The organism is Dictyobacter formicarum (genome assembly GCF_016587435.1).
On record NZ_BNJJ01000015.1, the window covers coordinates 168,569 to 187,871 of the forward strand.

At 53.1% G+C, this 19,303-nt stretch carries 18 protein-coding genes; 11 read left to right on the forward strand and 7 right to left on the reverse strand.

What is annotated here, in order from left to right:
* Window positions 1-77: 77 nt before the first annotated feature.
* From JMI88_RS25125 to JMI88_RS25145, 5 genes are all read right to left on the reverse strand, one after another.
* Window positions 78-980 carry a helix-turn-helix domain-containing protein gene (locus JMI88_RS25125; protein WP_308438865.1) on the reverse strand — a complete coding sequence of 301 codons (903 nt, stop codon included), beginning with the start codon at window positions 978-980 and terminating at the stop codon, window positions 78-80.
* A 3-nt stretch (window positions 981-983) separates the two neighbouring features.
* A complete protein-coding gene (locus JMI88_RS25130) occupies window positions 984-1,490 on the reverse strand; it encodes a hypothetical protein (protein ID WP_201364704.1) in 507 nt (168 codons plus the stop codon).
* 191 nt (window positions 1,491-1,681) lie between these two features.
* Window positions 1,682-2,542 carry an NmrA family NAD(P)-binding protein gene (locus tag JMI88_RS25135; RefSeq protein WP_201364705.1) on the reverse strand — a complete coding sequence of 287 codons (861 nt, stop codon included), beginning with the start codon at window positions 2,540-2,542 and terminating at the stop codon, window positions 1,682-1,684.
* Between the two features lie 35 nt (window positions 2,543-2,577).
* Entirely contained in the window at window positions 2,578-2,721 is a 144-nt protein-coding gene (locus JMI88_RS25140) for a hypothetical protein (RefSeq protein WP_201364706.1), read from the reverse strand.
* Between the two features lie 201 nt (window positions 2,722-2,922).
* A complete protein-coding gene (locus JMI88_RS25145) occupies window positions 2,923-3,678 on the reverse strand; it encodes an SDR family oxidoreductase (protein ID WP_201364707.1) in 756 nt (251 codons plus the stop codon).
* Between the two features lie 98 nt (window positions 3,679-3,776).
* On the opposite strand from JMI88_RS25145, the gene JMI88_RS25150 reads away from it, so the two are divergent.
* Together JMI88_RS25150 and JMI88_RS25155 are read left to right on the forward strand one after the other, a co-directional pair.
* The gene (locus JMI88_RS25150; protein WP_201364708.1) at window positions 3,777-3,938 is read left to right on the forward strand and encodes a hypothetical protein; all 162 of its coding nucleotides are present in this window, start codon (window positions 3,777-3,779) and stop codon (window positions 3,936-3,938) included.
* 268 nt (window positions 3,939-4,206) lie between these two features.
* Complete coding sequence (locus JMI88_RS25155; protein WP_236023060.1) at window positions 4,207-5,019, forward strand: transposase; 813 nt, start codon at window positions 4,207-4,209, stop codon at window positions 5,017-5,019.
* A 759-nt stretch (window positions 5,020-5,778) separates the two neighbouring features.
* Here the strand turns inward: JMI88_RS25155 and JMI88_RS25160 are convergent.
* Window positions 5,779-6,240, reverse strand: a complete 462-nt coding sequence (locus tag JMI88_RS25160; RefSeq protein WP_201364709.1) for a MarR family winged helix-turn-helix transcriptional regulator — start codon at window positions 6,238-6,240, stop codon at window positions 5,779-5,781.
* Window positions 6,241-6,369: 129 nt separating this feature from the next.
* Between JMI88_RS25160 and JMI88_RS25165 the strand changes: the two genes are divergently transcribed.
* The 3 genes from JMI88_RS25165 (at window position 6,370) to JMI88_RS25175 (ending at window position 12,563) form a co-directional block, all read left to right on the forward strand.
* Entirely contained in the window at window positions 6,370-8,637 is a 2,268-nt protein-coding gene (locus tag JMI88_RS25165; RefSeq protein ID WP_201364710.1) for an LLM class flavin-dependent oxidoreductase, read from the forward strand.
* Window positions 8,638-8,698: 61 nt separating this feature from the next.
* Window positions 8,699-9,610: an LLM class flavin-dependent oxidoreductase gene (locus tag JMI88_RS25170; protein ID WP_201364711.1), complete on the forward strand. Its 912-nt coding sequence runs from the start codon at window positions 8,699-8,701 to the stop codon at window positions 9,608-9,610.
* Between the two features lie 2,122 nt (window positions 9,611-11,732).
* Window positions 11,733-12,563 (forward strand): TnsA endonuclease N-terminal domain-containing protein, encoded by an 831-nt coding sequence (locus JMI88_RS25175; protein ID WP_201364712.1) that lies wholly within the window; start codon window positions 11,733-11,735, stop codon window positions 12,561-12,563.
* 209 nt (window positions 12,564-12,772) lie between these two features.
* Here JMI88_RS25175 and JMI88_RS25180 read toward each other — a convergent pair whose 3' ends face one another.
* A complete protein-coding gene (locus tag JMI88_RS25180; RefSeq protein ID WP_201364713.1) occupies window positions 12,773-14,197 on the reverse strand; it encodes a WD40 domain-containing protein in 1,425 nt (474 codons plus the stop codon).
* A 406-nt stretch (window positions 14,198-14,603) separates the two neighbouring features.
* On the opposite strand from JMI88_RS25180, the gene JMI88_RS25185 reads away from it, so the two are divergent.
* The 6 genes from JMI88_RS25185 to JMI88_RS25210 all read left to right on the forward strand — a co-directional run bounded on the left by JMI88_RS25185 (window position 14,604) and on the right by JMI88_RS25210 (window position 18,844).
* Window positions 14,604-15,578 carry an alpha/beta hydrolase family protein gene (locus JMI88_RS25185; protein WP_201364714.1) on the forward strand — a complete coding sequence of 325 codons (975 nt, stop codon included), beginning with the start codon at window positions 14,604-14,606 and terminating at the stop codon, window positions 15,576-15,578.
* A gap of 407 nt (window positions 15,579-15,985) precedes the next feature.
* The gene (locus JMI88_RS25190; protein ID WP_201364715.1) at window positions 15,986-16,525 is read left to right on the forward strand and encodes a hypothetical protein; all 540 of its coding nucleotides are present in this window, start codon (window positions 15,986-15,988) and stop codon (window positions 16,523-16,525) included.
* Window positions 16,479-16,829 carry a hypothetical protein gene (locus JMI88_RS25195; RefSeq protein ID WP_201364716.1) on the forward strand — a complete coding sequence of 117 codons (351 nt, stop codon included), beginning with the start codon at window positions 16,479-16,481 and terminating at the stop codon, window positions 16,827-16,829. Before JMI88_RS25190 ends, JMI88_RS25195 begins: the two co-directional genes overlap by 47 nt.
* Window positions 16,830-17,124: 295 nt before the next feature.
* Window positions 17,125-17,712, forward strand: a complete 588-nt coding sequence (locus tag JMI88_RS25200; RefSeq protein ID WP_201364717.1) for a PadR family transcriptional regulator — start codon at window positions 17,125-17,127, stop codon at window positions 17,710-17,712.
* A gap of 12 nt (window positions 17,713-17,724) precedes the next feature.
* Window positions 17,725-18,183: a PNPOx family protein gene (locus tag JMI88_RS25205; protein WP_201364718.1), complete on the forward strand. Its 459-nt coding sequence runs from the start codon at window positions 17,725-17,727 to the stop codon at window positions 18,181-18,183.
* On the forward strand, window positions 18,176-18,844 hold the full coding sequence (locus tag JMI88_RS25210; RefSeq protein WP_201364719.1) for a hypothetical protein: 669 nt from the start codon (window positions 18,176-18,178) through the stop codon (window positions 18,842-18,844). The genes JMI88_RS25205 and JMI88_RS25210 overlap by 8 nt, the downstream gene beginning before the upstream one ends.
* Window positions 18,845-19,303: the final 459 nt, after the last annotated feature.

Consider the following 19,303-nt stretch of genomic DNA (forward strand, 5'->3'; position numbering starts at 1 on the left):
AGGGAGGACCAGGACCTGAATGTCTTCCGACTCTATGATGCATCGTATGTTTTGTCAGGATCGCACCGGCAGGCCCATTAGAGGGCAGCATCTGCCTTTTGATCGTTCATTTCAGGAAATCGAAGTTGCACGACGGAATCGTCAGAACGCTTCATCTTTCGTTTGTGCCGTGCGGGTTGGGGCATCACCAAGAGCCACGAGGTCTCACCACGTTGCCACAGGTGAAGTTGAGGGCTGCGAAAAGAGGTTTCGATACGCCGAGGGTTCTTCACTGCTTCGATGTTCTTATGATCGGGCGAAAAGTGGAGCGTATATTCTGAGAGCATCGTGGCCTGGTATTCAATGGTTCCCCAGGATCGGATGCGTTCTTTACGAATACCAAGCATCTCATACAGTTCTAGGGCGACATGAGCGTAGAAGATTCCACCCTCATCGGTCACAATGGCTTCTGGTGCCCCATAGCGACGAATGGCATCAGCCAAGACCATGAGGTAGTCCCATTGATTTTGCGTTCTTGAGATGGTGGAGGAGAGCACCATCCGCGAAAAATTCTCAAAAATGGTGATCACGTAGACCGGCCTGGGGTTTTCGAGCAGATGCTCTTCAATATATCTGACATCACAGCTCCAATACTCATGACGCCTGGAGGCTTTAAATGGCATCTCTCGCTTGAGACGCGGAGAACGCGGGGGCTTCTCGATGCCATAGATCTGTCGATTCGCAGCCATGATGCGGGCACAGGTAGCAGGACTCACCTCGATTCCCAGCCGTTTGAGCGTCGTATGCATCCGCCACTTTCCGAGCAGAGGATTCTTCTGGAGCTTCCTGACTTCATTCGTAACTTTGAGCGTGACCTTGCGCGGTCCCTTGCGTGCTCTAGACTTTGGTTCTAAGCCTGCCACTCCTTCCTCCGTCCAGCGCTGGAGCGTGGCGTAAATGGTTGGGCGAGTGGTTTGTAGATACTCTGCAATGGATGTAATGGACTATCCCTCGCTATGGAGCCGAACCACCACGAGTTTGCGTTCCTCTGGATCAGCGATCAGGTGCCAGGGTTGGTAGCGTCGCTCTCGCTTCTTGGGCGGGGGAGAGTTCGTGGCGATGCGTTTGATACTCTTATGGTCTGGCCTTCTTCCATAACGAATGTAGCAAATCTCAGCAATTTCTCGCCAGGACATCGTCGGTAATTCAGCATGCAGGTCCACGATGTGTTGGCGGATCTCGGGTGGGAGCGTTTTTGAGGTTTCTCTTTCCCCGCCTTGTTCCTCGGAAGGAAACAGGCTCGCCATCCTATAGCGTTCAAATTCATCGGCTTTACGGGCAAGCGTACGCTGAGGGACATCGATTTCTTTGGCTCGCTCCCCTGGGGTTTCGTGGAACAGGACGAGGGGTCTGATTTGCTCGTACAACTCCTGCTCAGGCCACAGCGTCCATTGCTTGATCGAGGTCCACCCCTCAGTGCACTCTCGACGATTGCGTTTCGGTCCAGGCATCTCCCCCTGCCTTCCAATCCAACAACACTTACTTCAAGCGTACCCAATCCTCAAAAGGTTGCAAGGAATCAGGAAATGTTAGCCAGTTTGGACTCCCCATCTACGTAAAGCATGTTACGAGACACACTCCTTACTTGACAGGAACGAAGGAACATACACCACTTGTCTTAACAACACATCTTTTCCTCTCTTCAGGCAGTCTGGAAGCTCTGTAAGTGCTCAGAAATGAACGTGGTTGCCGTACAAGGCTTGTGGCCTGTGACCTCATCCACAACCGGGGTAACCAGGTCCCCACCGCCCTGACGATAAAACTGTAGCAGCGTAACAACCGCATGCGCCGTCCAGGGGGAGTAAAGCCCCAGGAATGCTTTTTCTGCCTCCTCGTCAGAGATGGTTGCGTAGTGAACCGGGGTATGCAATAACGAAGAGAATATCTCCGCCAGTTGTGTGCACGTGATCGCCTCTGGACCGGTCGCATCATATTCCTTGTACTGGTATTTCTCCTCGCCGAGCAGATGTGCCGCAACAGCGCCGATATCACGTGCATCAACGTAGCTCATACGTGCATCCGCCAGCGGAGCATACATCATCCCCTGAGTGATAATTGGCCGGGCATACATTGGCTCAAAGTTTTGCATTAGAAAAAGTGTACGTAGAATTGTGTACGGTACCCCTAAGGCACGAATTGCGTCCTCAGCTTTCCCATGATATTGCAGTAATGGACTCGACGATCGAGGGTCCGCCCCTATTTCAGATTGTTTGACGAGGTGACGTATACCGGCTTTTTTACCTTCCTGTGCCCATAACACCTCGGTTTCTAAGAGATGCTCTGTGACCGGAGTAATGAGATAAATGCTCTCGATTCCTTGCAGTGCCTGCGTAACGCTCGCTTGCTCCGTCATATCACCTAAAAAAGCTTCCACTCCCTGAGCCTGTAATTTCGCGGCATCAACCGGTTTACGCACGAAGGCACGTACTGGAACCTTCCTTGCCAGAAGCTCTTTAATGATGGCCTTCCCAACAGCGCTTGTCGCACCTGTAACAAGAATCATTGCTCATATTCCTCCTTTCCTTCATTCGGTGGTTTTCAGGTTTCCGACCAGGGAGGTTCCTGCCACATCACACTTACCACATGGACACGAATCAGGACTTCTCCCATTCCTGGCCGAGATTGTGGCGCATCTTCGAACGTCAGGTGGTCATTCTGACCATCTAGGCAAATGACTTTCATCGTTCACATGTCTCCTTGTTATTCCCCATTCTTCCAGAGCATTTCCACGCTGATCTCTCCAGCAGGACCTACGCATGACCCAACGAAATGCCGCAGACGCCGAGAAGTCTTGAGCTAAAGGGGAGCTTCTGAACGGATACATACCTGCATATGGCTCCGAAGTGCTTTACCTGGCAAAATTATAGAATGATAATGGTCTTCCTAAAACTCCTTCCAGGTCATCAGACCTGTCGCGTGATTGGGGGTCAGAATGGAGTTGGAACTGAGCGCGCTGAACAGCGGGTCGGAGAACGGCTCCGCGCGCACGACTGCCGTCCGACCACGGCTCTGTAAATAGGCTTGCGTCATCTCCTCGATGGTGAGGACCTGCGGTCCGCCAAACTCCACCACGCGGTAGAGCGGCCCGAGTTCTGCGATGGCGACCAAGCGATCAGCCACTTCACCGCTATTGATGGACTGCATGTGCACACCAGCGGGAACCCTTACCTCTGTTTCGCTCCGGGCCAAGAGCGATTCGATAATGGATTGTGCGAAGCTATGGTACTGCGTGGCACGCAGGATGCTCCAAGGGAGGCCGGATTGCAACACGATCTGTTCCGCCTCATATTTCTTCTGGTAGTAGAAGAAATCGCTCGCCTCGACGCCCACAATGGAGATGTAGATGAGATGCGGCGAACCGCTTTCTTTTGCTGAAGTCACCAGCGCCCGCGTGCCTTCGACATCTACCCCCTGCGTGTCTTTCAGACTGGTGGCACAATGGATAATCGCATCCACGCCAGCAACGGCCTCGTGTAAGCCTATGCGCGATGCCATGTCCCCATAGACGCGCAGTCCCTGCGACTGCGGGGAAGCTGGCCGCGAACTCATGATGCGCACGCGATGATGCCCCTGCAGCAAGCGTGTGACCACCTGGCTGCCAAGCCCTCCTGTTCCACCTGTGACCAAGACTGTTGACATACTCCTCTGCTTCTTTCTTCGTAGTGATCCCTGTACGATGTCTTCTCGATGCTGCAACGTGGAAAGCCCTGCTCCACGGAAGAGCGAGGAAGAAGCCGATGCCGCAGAAAAGCCAGGTCGGGCTCCACAAGCCGCAAGCCTTCTGCCCGCCGCGTGGCATCTGGGAAAAGCCGGGTGATGCGCAAACCCCACACTCCCCTTTCGCGCTCCGGGAGGATTCGCTTCTGTGGATCGAACTTTCTTTCTTCCAGTCCCTGTAATAAGCTGAGTTTACCAGACCAACGCTCTGCCCTCTCAAAGCAACATGATATGCTTCTCGTCGTATCGCCAGCATATACGCGCATCTCTCTATTACACGACGCTGAAGATCTGCAAGATACTCAACCCGCAGCAAACCTCCCGCGCGGCTTTGTCGTTGCGTCTTGAAATTGACCGCAGCCTGTTGAAAAAGTCTTTGTTGGGCTTATTGTTTGTAGAGCTTGACAAAAGACCACGGGTGAAGTGCACTGCAGGAGGAGGAAAACACATATGATGGGTTTCAAAGAACGCACATTTGCCCCCTGCGTCGCAGTATCCCTCGAGGAGCTAGTGTCCCAGGATCACTTCTATCGCCATTTGCAACAGATCCTGGATCTCTCCTTTGTGCCTGATCTGGTACGCAGGTCCTATGCTCCTGTCGGACGAGCGTCTCTCGATCCCGTTGTGTTTTTTAAACTCCAGTTGGTCATGTTTTTTGAGGGGATCCGTTCGGAGCGCTTACTGATGCGCCTGGTTGCGGACCGCCTCAGTGTGAGGTGGTACCTGGGCTATGATTTCCATGAGCCGTTGCCCGATCATTCGAGCTTAAGCCGTATCCGAACCCGTTATGGCCTCGACATCTTTCGCCGCTTTTTTGATGCTATTCTTGAACAATGTCAACGCGCCAAATTGATCTGGGGAAAAGAACTCTACATCGACGCGACGAAAGTCGATGCCAATGCCTCCGTGGATTCTCTGACCACGCGGTTTGCCGTCGAGGCACGCCAAGCTTTCCAAAACCATCTGGAGGAGCTTTTTCAAGAAGAGGATGATCCACGCACATCCGTCCCTGCTCCTGTTCCTCTCGATGCTGATCAAGAGCCGCGACCACTCCATGATTCGGGATGGTGTCCTCTTATTACACTACCATCCATGGTATCATGGGAGCTTATCGCTGGAACATTATTCAGCCATATTATCCCTGAGAAGCCTTTCACGACAGCTATTATTTTGATCTGTTTAGGCGCAGGTATAGTACTATGGACTTACTACTCCATCTTTCGCCTCTTTAGAAGAAGCCGCGGGGATAAGTATCGCGTATAATCGTCCGTTTTACTCGTGTGAATTATCCTTATTAGGGTCCAGTGAAACCTTACAATGTGCCCGGTCGCTCCAGTAACAAAAACACGCATAGAAAAATGAATTGAACCCCTTGTGCCAGACCAAGTATCATCGGGGTGAGAAAACCACCGTGTGAAGAAGAGAGACCCGCGAGGAGAAAATGATGACACCGACGAGAAGAACCTACACGCGTGAATTTAAATTGATGATCGTGAGACAGGTAGCATAAGGAGAGAAACGAGCGGCGCGAGTTTATCGAGAATACGATCTGGCTCAGATCATTTTCGACCAAAGAGGCATCTTCTTACAGCTTTGGGCTCTCGTGCCCTCATGAAGGCACGATTTCAGACGTGGCATGAGATTACCGCTGAGAAAACAGTGACATAACGAGCCTCTTCCCTTCGTTCTCATCTGCCATTGTTGCCTGATAAGCTTTTTCTCAGCACATCTTTCCTCCTCAAAGGATCACTGGGCAATATCCTTTGTTTTTTGAGGTTCGGACGCCCAATGCGCCCACGATCTGTACAGGCAAACGCACAATGTGGATCTTCACGACGATCTGAGTCCTGATTGATATGATGTTGAACAGGTGTATTGTCGCCAGGAACGGACAATCGTATGCAAAGGTGCGTCTTCTAGATGTGAGGCTCATTAATAGATAAGAAAAACAATAGATAAACAATGCCCACAGGGAGCATGTCTATCGGTCCGGGATGGTATAGATCGATATCGACACGAACGCTATGGGGTAGATGGTTCTTCGAGCCGGCTGAGTACAGTCTCCGCAATTGTTCCGAGCGCTTCTATCTGCTCCATGGTGAGAATATCTGTAACGTAGCGTCGCACAGCCTGATCATAGTAGACCTGAGCTTCTGCCAAAAGCTCTTGTCCAGCATCAGTTATACTGATGACCGATCCCCGGTTGTCCTCAACGCACTCTTCTCGTGTGATGAGCCCTCGCGCTTCCATACGCCGAAGCTGATGGGAGAGCCGGCTCTTTTCCCATTCCAGTCCGCAACGCAGGGCAAACGCCCTCACGGACGCGCCCGGTGCGTCCGTGAGGGCAGACAATACCTCAAAGTCTGCTTCTGACAGCCCGACCCTGGCAAGTTCTCGGCCGATGCGCTCGGTCAGTCGCGCACGCATACGCTGATAACTGATCCAAGCCGCTGTTTTTTGATCGAGAGGTACTTGTTTCATCATGCTGCCCATTATATCTCTCTATTGGTTGGCACGTCAACAATGTCAGGATATCGCTGTTGACATATCAACAATTTTGGGATATCATTGGTTGACATATCAACCAACGATATCGAAAGAGAGCGTCTACCTATGAATTATGGTCATCTGCTAAAGTTTGGTACCTCCATTACTCCAGTACACGATACGCCAGAGATGGCTGTCTCTCTCGCAAAGCGCAGCGAGGAGCTTGGCTATGATCTGGTGGCATTTCAGGATCACCCTGATCAGCCAGAACTTCTCGATACCTGGACGCTTCTGTCGTGGGTTGCGGCCCAGACGAAGCGCATCCATATTGCCGCCACTGCACTCAATGTACCGATGCGACCACCAGCGGTCCTGGCACACGCCGCAGCCAGCCTTGACCTGCTCTCGGCTGGTCGGTTGGATCTTGCGCTCGGTGCCGGGCAATCCTGGAATGAGATCGAAGCGATGGGGGGCCTCCGGCTGACACAGAGCGAGGCTGCTGATGTCCTCAACGAAGCGATGGAAGTCGTGCGCGGCCTCCTGGCCGGATCAACCAGAATGCCACTGCGCTTCCGCGGCAATTATTATCAACTCGCTGGTGCGCAGAGAGGGCCTGTGTCAGCACATGACATTCCGATCTGGTTGGAAGGCACTCAGCTGTCGGTGCTCCGCCTGGTCGGGCAGCAGGCCGATGGCTGGCTAACCTCGATCGGATCCATGAAAGCTGGTGAATTCCAGGCTGCTCATAAGATTATTGACGAGGCCGCGATCAAGGCCGGACGAGACCCACGTGAACTGCGACGGCTTGTGAACATCTCAGGGGAATTCTTATCTGCTCATGAGGGCTTTCTGCGTGGGCCGAGTAAACAATGGGTCGATGACCTCCTCCCGCTCGTTGTCGAAGATGGCGTCGGGACGTTTATTCTAACGTCGGATGATGCTGAGACGATCGAGCAGTTCGCACGTGAGGTCATTCCAGTCTTGCGCGAGGCGGTGGAACATATGCGTCCAGACGCTTCAGGCCCCGTGTTACGTCGTGCGTCGGTGCGTGCTAAGCGACATGCGGGCGTAGATTATGATCATGTCCCTGCCTCACTGGTCGATGCCGTGATAGAACCAGGAGATACTGGTTACGCACGTGTGAAGTCAACCTTTCTGCGTGGTGGATCTCCAGGTATCGTTTTTCAGGTGAAGGATACAAGCCAGATCATCGATGCCATCGCCTTCGCGCGCGCGCATGCCAATTTGCCGCTCTCAGTACGTAGCGGTGGGCACGGCATCAGTGGCCGGTCGACCAATCATGGTGGTATCGTCATCGATCTATCCCAAATGAATACGATTGAGATCCTTGATAAGGCAACGCGTCGCGTTCGCATCGGACCGGGCGCACGCTGGATGGATGTTGCGACCGCGTTAGCTCCACATGGGTGGGCGCTTAGCTCAGGCGATTACGGCGGTGTCGGTGTCGGTGGTCTTGCAACTGCAGCCGGTGTCGGCTGGTTTGCACGCGAACACGGTCTGACTATCGATCATATACGCGCCGTCGATATGGTGCTCGCGGATGGTTCGGTAGTGCATGCAGACGCAAAAGAAAATACTGATCTGTTCTGGGCGGTTCGTGGCGCCGGAGCAAACTTTGGCATCGTCACATCGTTTGAGTTTGAAGTTGACGAGACGGGTCCTGTTGGCTGGGCGCAACTTGTCCTCGATGCGAGCGATACGGCTCATTTCATTGAAAAGTGGGGCGCAACCATCGAGGCGTCACCGCGTGATATCACCAGCGCCCTCATCATCGGTCCAGCGCGCGGAGGACAACCGGTAGTGGCGCAGGTAACGGCGGTTATTGATTCGGATAAACCGGACACCATCATCAATCGGCTGCAGCCAATTGCTAATATTGCTCCGTTGTATGATCAACAGGTCGTTATCACGTCTTATGCCGACCTCATAGCAAATGCACAGGGCAATGAACACAACGGGCAGGGCGAGCCGGTCTCACGCTCCGGGCTTGTTGACCACATTACTCCTGCGTTCGCAGCGGCGGCAACACGGCTGATCCGTAGCGGCGAGGTCCACCTTTTCCACATTCGCTCTGTGGGAGGAGCCGTATCAGACGTTGACCCTGATGCAACAGCTTATGGTAACCGCTCCGCCAGTTTCTCAGTGGTAGCTTTTGGAGCAAGACGCGCACGCCTGGATGCGTTGTGGGACGAGATGGCGGTCCATTTTAAGGGACTCTATCTGAACTTTGAGACTGACTTGCGTCCAGAACGTCTGAACGATGCGTTTCCGCCCCGTACTATCGAACGCCTGCGAACGCTGAAGGCCCACTATGATCCTGAGAATGTCTTTCGAGATAATTTCAATATCGCTCCGCAGACGCTCATCGTCTGAGGCGACATGCGGACACCATAGCTCCGCCTCTATTGTTTAGCCACACGAAAGAGAGTATCTTATGACAAATACAGACTACGGACACGATCTGTTGTTCGGTGCCTTTATCACGCCGGTGGTCCGGCCCATCATGCACGCTGTTGAACTCGCTCAGGTGGCGGATCGTGCTGGTCTCGATCTGGTGACGTTCCAGGACCATCCCTATCAACCGACATTCCACGATGCCTGGACATTGCTTTCATATGTCGCGGCGAGCACCAGGCGGATCCATGTCAGTGGGAATGTCCTCAACTTGCCTTTGAGGCAACCAGCGGTCATCGCCCGTAGCGCCACTAGCCTGGATCTCCTCAGCAGCGGTCGCTTCGAGTTGGGTATAGGTGCTGGCGGCCACTGGGACGCGATCGAGTCAATGGGCGGACGACGCCTGAAACCAGCCCAATCAATTGATGCATTGGAAGAGGCGATCCAGATTATCCGCGAGATCTGGGCGGCCGAGAAGCCCGGTGTAGTACATGTTGACGGTACATACTATCAGGTCAAAGGTGTCAGGCGCGGTCCCAGACCAGCGCACAATATTGGCATATGGATCGGTGCACATAGACCAAAGATTCTACATATGCTTGGACGTGTCGCCGACGGATGGCTCCCAACAATGTCGTACTTTTCTGGGAGATTGGCTGGCCTTGAAGAATTGAACAACTACATTGACGAGGGAGCCGCCTCTGTGGGACGCGACCCATCCGATATACGTCGGTTATTGAATATTACGGGTCAGTTCACGCGATCCGGTCACGGCGCTCTGCTCAAGGGAACGCCTCAACAATGGGCAGAACAGCTAGCGGAGCTAACGCTTACATACGGGATTACCGGATTCATCCTTATGGAAGATGATGCACGCGCAATTGAACTTTTCGCGGCCGAGGTAGCACCCGCCACGCGTGAGCTCGTGATGACTGAACGCGCACGACGATAAATCGCACTAGCCTCTCTTTGTAAGGCAAGGCGAACCATCCTTGCGCGTGCCTGGAGCTTCTTGACAGTATGCCATTCATTGGCTTAAGTTTAGCATCGTGAGCGGCTTGAAGTCCCTGAGGATGCCTTTCCCATGATCCAGAATAAAGTTTTGAAACGGATGGCCTAAAGGCCAAAAAGGAAACAAAAGGCGACCTCAAGAGGTAGACTGAAAACAACGAAAAGATCAGTCAACGAAGGAGGCCGCCTTACTGGATGAGCTGGGTTAAAGGATCGCCCGATAAACTGCACATACAGATTGGTGAAGTTGAGCAATGCCTCCTCGAAGCTGAGGTGGCTTACCCGAACAATGGAGTCAGCAAAGCGTAGCTGGAGGTCAAAGAAGGCCGGTGATAAGTCCATTAACAGGGGGTTTCTTCCTTTTATATCTTGGAGGTGAAGAGACAGACATGAACTGATGAGGCTTCCAATACGAACAGAGGATAACAGATGGGGATGTTTCTGTGATGTTTCTGTCTAGATAGGCAAATGCATTGAGTGGCTTGAAATCCTGATGTGTGGAGCCTGGTCACACCTCCATGTTCCGGCGGCGCTGAGTGCGTTGCTGACGGCGATTCATTGGAGAGACTCGCGATGCGCTGTATTCCGTGGATCGCCGCCACTGTTTGGATGGTGAGTTGTGAGCAGAAAATCTACTCCTACAGAAGCCATAGAATTTGTCAAGCCTCTCTGAAGAAACACCGCGAAGAAATCGGTGAAGCGAGGGCGAGGACGTTCTCACAAGGGTAGTGTTGCAGTGCGTCCATAAAAGGCGTTTTTTTACATCGCTTCTGAGGAAGTGGCGGGTAGAGAGAACCCGCGTGGTCAACGAGATTACCGGAGATGGAAACGTTACATGGGAACAGAGCATGCTCGCAAAGCGTCAGTTCTGAAAATCAGTGTACAGGACGTGATGCAAGACCAAGGATTGGCATGGCCAAAGCTACACTGCTTGAAACCTCGTTTCTTGGCCTTAACAACCGGGGTGGACGAAGGCTGATTGAAACGTCCACAGAGGATGTTTCCAGGGGTTATTTGCAACGACACCTGGACTCTCTAACACCTCTGAGCGCACAAGAAGTGTGTGAAAGAAACGAACAGGAGCCTAAACCAATCGAACGTGGAAAAAGCGCTAAACGGAGAGCACCTACGTCAGGGAAACCTGATATGGTGCCAGAGCTTCTATAGTAGTCTGAGAGAGATAACGCCTCTTACATGGCGAAGGGAAGCAGGCCATTGAGTTGAAAGCCAACAACGGTATGCGTAATGCAAATGAGCCAATGGGATGCTCTGAGCACCAAGAATATTCTTGGCAATGGCTGGAGAGCCGGATACCAAGAAATTGGTCCGTCCGGTTCGGAGGAAGACACACAGAAACCTGACATGAAACAGGTTAAGGCGTTGTGTGTCTATCCTATAAAACGATGACGAAGGCGAGAATGGCATGAAGGGTTCTCCTCGTTCCGGTCAGGCTGCTACTCCAAACAGCTTGGCAACCTTTGAACTCACCATGCATGCTTTATCAACTCTCTTCTTGATGAGGTTACTCTGCAAAGACCGGGAAAGTATGAGGGAGGTGTTTGTCATCTCCCAGTGGCTGTCCTAGATATCTGAACGATGACAAGGTCAGGCCCACTTTGCTGCCCTCGTGCCAATTCCTCGTCAACTTCCTGCAGGATGGTCGCGTATCCCTCGATCACCCATTGTGGGATCATCTCATAGCCAGGCCACGAGGTGTCAGAGAGCACCAGGCTACAACGGTACGAAAACCGATGCGCGAGGGCAAGAGGAATCAACAAAAGGACAGGTGACCGTACATTCGGACACCTGCTACTAGCAGAAATGCGATTGATCTCCTGATGGGTGGTATCACGTTATATTATGCAATATGGACATTGCATAATGTAACGTCGATGTGGTAGGCTTCCTCTTCACAAGCGATCTCCTGACTGTTTTTTCCTCCCAACAACATATTTGGCAAAAACGCAATAAATGCGACAAAAACTCGTATATTCCCTTCTCTTGAGGTATACTTGCTTCAAGAAGCATGAAGCAGAGAGATATCGCATCTATGGAAGGATGTCATGAGGTTAACAGCAGAGGAGTTTCACTCCTGGTGCCAGCACCTACATCTTTCAAAAGAAACCGAAGCACTCAGTGCCACGATTCGGGAGTCGCCCCCTGTTCGCAAGGTCAGAGGGCGAGCTAACAACGTTTCAGGGCGGTATCCCAGTTTCAAAATGGGGGTCTCCATTCAATTTGAAAGCCAGTATGTCGAGTTGTGGGCGATTTATGCGATGGAGCGCGATGACGATGTACTCGAATTCTACGATCAGTCAGCGCGCATCCCCTTGCACTACCGCGCCAAGTCTGGCCGCGCTACGACCCAGTGGCATACTCCAGACTTTTTTGTGCTCAGGCGGGATTTTGCTGGGTGGGAAGAATGGAAACCGGCATCACGCCTCGACAAGCTTGCCCAGGACCAGCCTGGACGCTACATGCGTGATGCCACCGGAAAGTTTCGCTGTCCACCAGGAGAAGCCTACGCGGAGCAGTTCGGGCTGACGTATCGCCTCCGTTCATCTGCCGAGTATCATCCGCTCTTCATTGAGAATCTCAAATTTTTGCAGGATTTCTGGGCGCATCCTGTTCCCATTGAAACAGCTCAAGCCGCCCTTCTCCATGATCTTGTCGAACGTCACCCCGGCATTTGCCTCTCCGCCCTCCTTGAGACCACACCAGATCTTTCCATCGATGTGGTCTGGGCCGAACTGAGCCTGCATCGGCTGTTTACGGATCTTTCCGCACACCAAATCACTTCGATGAAGCTCTGTGGAGAAACTATGTCACGGACTACTACAAACGTCAAACACATCACCACCTGCGCGCTGCGGAATGCCGCCTCCTACACGTAGAGGGTCGAGAAATTCTTCAACTGGATCATGAACATGCCCCTGTGCTCACACCTGCCGACTGGGGAAAAACACAAAAGATGACCAGAGGACAACTCCCACCGCAACCAGACGATTGGACATGGGCAAAGCATCTGTATATGAAGATTGCCCATGGACGATAATAGGGCTTGGGCTTGCCCCTTGAAGCCACCTGATTTATCCGGGGGTAGTCACATATTAGGTACGTCTACTGTGTACACAACCATGGATTTATCTTTACTGGCAGAGGCAAGCTGTTTACTGTCAGGTGACCACGAAACTTCCAAAATGTCATTCGTCTGCTGCTGATACTCCAACAGGCGTTTCCCAGTTACTGCATTCCAGACATGAACCGCATTATCAGCGCCGCCCGAGGCAATCAATGTACCAGATGGCGACCACCTAGCCGTTCTGACCACTGCCTTGTGCTCAGGGTAGGTCAAGACATGGGTCCCGGTCAAGGCATCCCAGATATAGACATGTCCATCTCCATGAGCAGAAGCAATCCATTTCCCATTCGGGGACCAATCAACTTCATTGATGCCACTTGTGGCAGGGCCAACATAATGAAAGTCAGCACTTGGTTTCCCCTCAGCTGGCTCCCAGACGTGAATAATACCATCATCTCCACCAGAAACCACGCTTTTATCATCAGGAGACCAACGGATACTCCAGACACTCCCCGTATGGCCCGTGTACATACTCATTTTCTCGCCGGTAAACGCGTCCCAGACATGAACCGTTCCATCTCGACTGCCGGAAGCCACCATCGTTCCACTGTGCGACCACGCGAGATATAGCACCGATTTTTGATGCCTGGTGTATGTTGTCAGCAACGTCCCTGTCGTCGCACTCCATATCTGTGCGGTTTTGTCGGCACTGGCAGACGCCACCCGTACCCCATCAGAAGCCCATTGCGCACAATTCACGTAACCTTTATGGCCGCGATAAACACGGATCACCGTTCCTCTTCTCCCATCAAGAAGCTGCGCCGTATTATCTCCTACAGCGCACACAATTTGTGTTCCATTCGGCGACCAGGCTACATCATTGACGAATACATCAGCTTGTGGCGTATATCTATACCGCAAAGGATTTGATGGAGTGTGTGCTCTGGGCGACGCAGAGGCAGACGTTTTTACCATCCCTCCGAGCCACCAGACACTCCCCCCGATTATTCCAGTCAGAGCAACTCCACCCAACCCTCCTAAAATGAGCATTCGTCGGGCCACAACCGGAGTCCCACGGACAGGCGGCTCAGTTACTTGTTCTCGTTGAAACGCACTTCCGACTTCCGGGTCGGTCTGCTGCGCATGAGGAACAGGGACATCCTTGTGAAATTCACTCACGGCGCCAGCCGCATCACCTTTCACCAATCCAAGATAGGCGGCATCTCTTTCAAAGAGCGTACACAGCTTCTGCCTGTAATAAGGACTGGGAAAAGCGGCCCCGGTTTCCCAACGCGTTATCAGGTTAGTCTGTGCTCCAATCTGTTCCGCCACCAGTGCCTGAGACCAGCCCCGTAATTCTCGCTCGTGTTTTAATTTCAAATTGGGTGCATATTGGGTCTTCTTTAGAGGATCACGCTTTTTCTGCTCTCTTTGAGTTTCATCCATGAACATCTCCCTAGCAGGTAATTGACGGTAAAATCAATAATTCACGCCAGAATATTATACAAGATCGCATGCTCTTTTTAAATAAGTCCAGATAAGGTGGAAATGTCCATGTAGCCGTACAAAAGGCAGGAAAACGACAGGAAAACGGCATAGATTCGGTGGGCTGATCCGCGTATAGTCGAAGCAGGTCCCGCCCATAATGAGAATGCCAGGGAAGCCGTTCGGTTTTCGGACGCGAGATCTGCGCCAGGGAGCCGCACGGAGATAGCGATGTGGAGAACGGCGAAGCGGCAAGAGCACATTCAGGAGCAAAATCTCTCCGTTCGAAACGTGAAGGCAAACGTTCAATGGCGGGTATCCGATATGGTTATTGTTCAACTCTACATAATGTGTAAGGAAGGAACCAATGAAAGTTGTTTTAACGCCTCGCTGGTCCGGTTTATGGCTGTTTGCTGCCGTGCTTGCTTTGATGTTAGCGTGTACCCCTGCCGCTTTCGCTGCTAGCATCCCAATGACAGGGCCGGGGCAAAATCTCTCCTATGGTCAATTGAACCGGGCAGGAAAATCGCATCATACCCAGCAGAACACGGCCTGGGCCCGGAGCAAACAGGCCTATCAGGTGGTTCGGCCCGGCTATGGGGTTCACCCTTTATCAGTGCCGGCGACCAAAACGCTCAGTACCTCTTACTCTGATACTATCTGGGAGCCAGCCACAGTCGGCACAGATGCCGCTGGCCACTCCTATACCGATTACTACATGGGCCAGATGTGTGGTCCCGGAGCAACCACTGTCGCCCTGGACTACTGGAATAACGTCAACACCCGTGCTGTAGGTGGCCACAACTATAGTGATCCGCACGTCACAACCTACTGGAACGATAGCCATGAACGCGCCTATATGATGTATATCGCCACTCAGGTCTATCCCCCCTACTATACATCCGCCGGCGAAATGAGCTACGGGAGTTATCCCAACGCCGGCACCACCAATCAGGATCTGACGGACGCTCTGAACTGGGAGGCATCGAACCACAATAGCTCGAACTGGTTTACCTACTTTTATCTGCTCGTCCAACCCGGCAATCTATCACTGACCACCCTGAAAAATAATGTCGCCTCCGATATCGCCAACTATAATGTGCCTCCAGTGGTCTCGGTCAACGATGCCTACCTACCGGACTGGAGCAGCAGCCCATACCGTGGCGGCAGCCATGATGTCGCGGTCATCGGCTACGACAACAATGCAGGCACCTTCACCTATGCTGAGACCTGCACGGCAGGAGTCTGTGGAACGGCGGGTACGGGCCACTATACCATCTCTCAACAGCAATTGTACAATGCCATCGAGAACGATAATGGAAACGGAGCCCTAGTCTGGTAGAACCATTCCATCGCCCGTGTTCTAGATCATGGGCGCATCCTATCCAATCAGGTCACCTTGCAAACCAAGAGGCGGTATGGGAGGAAAATCTTTTCCTCCCTGCTTATCTGCATCCTGTGTCCGTTATCGCAAGCGTTGACGCCAGCGCCTCAGAAAACTGTTCGCAACAGCGAGCCTCCCTTTGAGCTCAAAGAAGGCTCGCCATCATCAGGAACCGGCGTGCTCCACCCATCTCCACGGCGATATAATGCTCACACACACCATCAACCCACCAATGCAAAGCACCTGCAACGCTCTGCTTGCAGCTCGAGCATATGCTATCTCTATCACCGTTTGCCACACATACAATCGGTGTTGGATAGGCACATACAATGGTAGTAGCAACCGAACTATGAGGTCTCACTTCCATGAAAGGCAAGCATACCAAGCAGCCACACCTGACACCGCTTGCAGCCCTAAAAGACTATACCGCTAAGACAATCGCGTCTTTTGAACATACTATCGCACATGCCCAGACCAGCCAGGAACGCAGGGATGCTCGAACAACATGTAACATCATGCTTTGGGAGGTAGACACTGCCCAGAAATACCGGATCAAACCTTCGGCGCTTGCGATGATCGCACACCTCAAACCGGAGCAAACATCACGGGTTCTGACGCTGCCAGGCACCGGCATCTGGATGATGCTCGATGATGCTCAATCAACGAATCTGTATTTCAGCTGCATTCCCCATGCCGTCACCTCCTACCTGGAAAGTCATCCACGCGAGATCATGCCACAGGGCCTTTCCACGATTGCTCCACATCAACAGCATTGGAACCTGGAGATTACAGCACTGGGACATCATCCTCTCAGTTATGTCTATGATGCAGAACTTGGACGCTGGACGCTCAACACCATTGATCTCTGTCCCACAGGTCGATGCGAACTCCTGGGGGGTCGATAGCCGCCGGCATTTCCCTACCTGGCACCTGTGCGAGGTCTGTGCTCCTGCGTTTACCTATTGGACGTCCTGGTTCCCCACAGCACTTGAAACACCATCATCCACTCCTGAACGAACCCCACTGGGAGATGCCCCCTACCCGCCTCCCCAGCGGGCCTGCTATGTCTGTGGAGAAACCTGCTGGCGCCGGGACCCAGACCGCCAGCAGTATGTATGTGCCTCCAACAACCCCGAACACACAGCACGCGCCAGTTGGCCGTGGCTCATCCCCACCAAACCCACCACCTCGACAGCCGAAACCTCGTAGGAAGCACGTGATCCACCGTGTTTAGGCAGCATCACCAATGCGTCAGGGGGAGCCAGGAAGGCGTGATCCACCTTCCGGTCCTTCTGCTCCCCCTACCCACGAGTTGCGCAACGAGTTTGAAGCTGAGCTAATGACCGTGTGAGGAGAAGCAGTCCGTTCAGAACGGAAAGCTCCCACAAACTCCAAACCTCGACTGAGAATTGGACAGCAATTTTCCCCTTGACAGAGAACCCTCTTTGGGATATTCTATTCTTGTTAGTTCTAATAGAACGTTCTCATAGAAATGAGGATGACTATGTATGAATTGCTTGTGCTGGCCTTGTTGATGCGATGGCCGTTGCATGCCTACCTCATTGCAGATATCACCAATAGCATCATGGGACCGTGGGAGAAGATCAGTCGGGGATCGCTCTCGGGACTGCTGGCAAAGTTAGAGCACAGTGGGATGATTGAACAGGGAGACCCGGCACTCGTGCCATTTCCGCCTACTCGGCCAGCGCGAGTCTTTGCCATTACCGCAGCGGGCAGGGAGCGCTTTTTCCAGCTCATGATGGATACCACCTCAAATCCAGGGAACTATCAGCGCATCTTCCGCCTGAAAGCCCTGCACCTGGAGTTTCTTCCACCCAAGGATCAGCTCTTCCTGGTGGACCATTACCTGTATTACTGCCAGACAGCCGCACACTATCTGCGAGAGGAAGCGCAGGATATGAAGACAAATGCTCTCAAGCGCGAGACTTCAAGCGAGATGTTGAGGGCTTCGGCGCTCGATCTTATGGCAACAGCCGCAGAGCAGTGGGAGTTAGAGCGTGCGTGGGCGCAGCGACTGCGGGAACGCATCATTGCGGCTCAGATCGCTGGTGAAACACTGACAAATGTATGAGAAGGAGCACATATGTCCACTCAACCTACCTTCCCGAAGTGGCTCAAAGTGGCTAATCGTCTGATTATTGCTCTCAACTATCTGGGCATTGGTTTTGGAACCTGGTCTATTCTTTCCATACCGGGCCGCAAGACGGGGAAAATGCGCAGCACTCCTGTCTCCGTGCTACACGTGAATGGGCGGCGGTATGTGGTCACCGGCTTTGAGACGCAGTGGGTCAAGAATGCCCGCCAAGTTGGCTGGGGGACGCTACGGCGTGGGTGGAAGAAAGAGAAGGTGGCTGTGGTCGAGCTGCCGGTTGAAGAGCGTGGGTCAATTCTTCGCGAATTTCCACGCCAGGTTCCACACGGCGTTGCCTACTTCGAAAAGCTGCTCAACCTGCCCGGCAATCCAGAGGCCTTCGCAGCGGCGGCACCACGCTGCCCCGCCTTCCGTCTTGATCCCCTGGAGCAAACCACACGCGATGCATGACGAACTGCTACCCAGTAGCCAGCTCCCTGAAAAATATGCCTCCTTGAGGAGAAAGACCACAAGCGTTCTCATTGTCCCAGCGCACACGCCTCTCCCCTCAGGCTATGCTTCTCCCCAGGTGGGCTTGCCCTGGAAAACGGGTCGCTTCTCCGGTCAAGACTTTCTTCGCCAGCCAGATGGCACACTGCGCTGTCCAGCAGACCAGCGTCTTCACCCGCATGAGCGGCGCAGAGAACCCGATGGGAGTCTGCGCGTGGTCTATACGGCCAGCATTCGCAGTTGCCGGCCCTGCTCGCTGCGGGAGCAGTGTCAATGGCAAGGCCACGCCACGAAGAAGCCGCGTCAGGTCAGTGCCCTGTTGCATCCTCTGGCCTTAGGATCTGCTCCTGTCCTCTGGCGTGACTGGAGCCGACGGCACCATCGACGGGCCTTTCTCCACCTGCACGGTCAACGCCTGGAAGTCCAGATGGAGTCAGCTCTCCCATCCGCTCCATCTGTCACCCCTTTGCCTCTCTCCCGTGCACAGCGGGCGCATTATCGGCTCGGTTGGCAAGAGCGACTGGCACGCAACGCGCGAGCCCCAACGGCTGGTCGGATCACTCTTAAGCTGTTCGGTATCCCAGAAAACGTGGCGACCTTGCTCGGACTGGCCACAGCTTAACAACACGCCCTCAGCAGTCTTTAGGTTCCCTCTCCTCGGACTGGCTTGCTTCTCTGCGCGAAGCCTCATGGCCTCTTTTCCTGGCCGCGCCTCGATTTCTCTTCTCTTCTGCTCTTTTCACCTTCCATCCCCTGTTTCTGCCTCTCTCAGGAGTGGAGCGTCCAGTTCCGCATGGTTTCTCTCACCAGATCAGAAATTAACTCTTCAACAAGTTCGTTGCGCAATTCGTGGGCTCTGCTAGCTCATGCCGTCCTTGTCGTGCTCCGTGCCCAGCTCAATACACAGGAAAAAAAATGGGGGAGGGGAAGGTCTCATCCAGGTAAGTGTTGCCGAAGTGCGCCGTGTGTTCTGCGCGCTCCAAGAGTCAGAAGAGGTGCGTCAGATGCGGCTGCGCTGGTCACGCTTCCGGCGAGAGCACCAGGCAGGAGCACAGCGATGTCATTACTAGCGCCGTACTCG

Excerpts from the sequence above, each read along its gene's own strand:
- JMI88_RS25130 (WP_201364704.1), bottom strand. The coding sequence starts at position 1,490 with ATGCCTGGACCGAAACGCAATCGTCGAGAGTGCACTGAGGGGTGGACC.
- JMI88_RS25135 (WP_201364705.1), bottom strand. The coding sequence starts at position 2,542 with ATGATTCTTGTTACAGGTGCGACAAGCGCTGTTGGGAAGGCCATCATT.
- JMI88_RS25140 (WP_201364706.1), bottom strand. The coding sequence starts at position 2,721 with ATGAAAGTCATTTGCCTAGATGGTCAGAATGACCACCTGACGTTCGAA.
- JMI88_RS25145 (WP_201364707.1), bottom strand. The coding sequence starts at position 3,678 with ATGTCAACAGTCTTGGTCACAGGTGGAACAGGAGGGCTTGGCAGCCAG.
- JMI88_RS25150 (WP_201364708.1), top strand. The coding sequence starts at position 3,777 with ATGCCGCAGAAAAGCCAGGTCGGGCTCCACAAGCCGCAAGCCTTCTGC.
- JMI88_RS25155 (WP_236023060.1), top strand. The coding sequence starts at position 4,207 with ATGATGGGTTTCAAAGAACGCACATTTGCCCCCTGCGTCGCAGTATCC.
- JMI88_RS25160 (WP_201364709.1), bottom strand. The coding sequence starts at position 6,240 with ATGATGAAACAAGTACCTCTCGATCAAAAAACAGCGGCTTGGATCAGT.
- JMI88_RS25165 (WP_201364710.1), top strand. The coding sequence starts at position 6,370 with ATGAATTATGGTCATCTGCTAAAGTTTGGTACCTCCATTACTCCAGTA.
- JMI88_RS25170 (WP_201364711.1), top strand. The coding sequence starts at position 8,699 with ATGACAAATACAGACTACGGACACGATCTGTTGTTCGGTGCCTTTATC.
- JMI88_RS25175 (WP_201364712.1), top strand. The coding sequence starts at position 11,733 with ATGAGGTTAACAGCAGAGGAGTTTCACTCCTGGTGCCAGCACCTACAT.
- JMI88_RS25180 (WP_201364713.1), bottom strand. The coding sequence starts at position 14,197 with ATGGATGAAACTCAAAGAGAGCAGAAAAAGCGTGATCCTCTAAAGAAG.
- JMI88_RS25185 (WP_201364714.1), top strand. The coding sequence starts at position 14,604 with ATGAAAGTTGTTTTAACGCCTCGCTGGTCCGGTTTATGGCTGTTTGCT.
- JMI88_RS25190 (WP_201364715.1), top strand. The coding sequence starts at position 15,986 with ATGAAAGGCAAGCATACCAAGCAGCCACACCTGACACCGCTTGCAGCC.
- JMI88_RS25200 (WP_201364717.1), top strand. The coding sequence starts at position 17,125 with ATGTATGAATTGCTTGTGCTGGCCTTGTTGATGCGATGGCCGTTGCAT.
- JMI88_RS25205 (WP_201364718.1), top strand. The coding sequence starts at position 17,725 with ATGTCCACTCAACCTACCTTCCCGAAGTGGCTCAAAGTGGCTAATCGT.
- JMI88_RS25210 (WP_201364719.1), top strand. The coding sequence starts at position 18,176 with ATGCATGACGAACTGCTACCCAGTAGCCAGCTCCCTGAAAAATATGCC.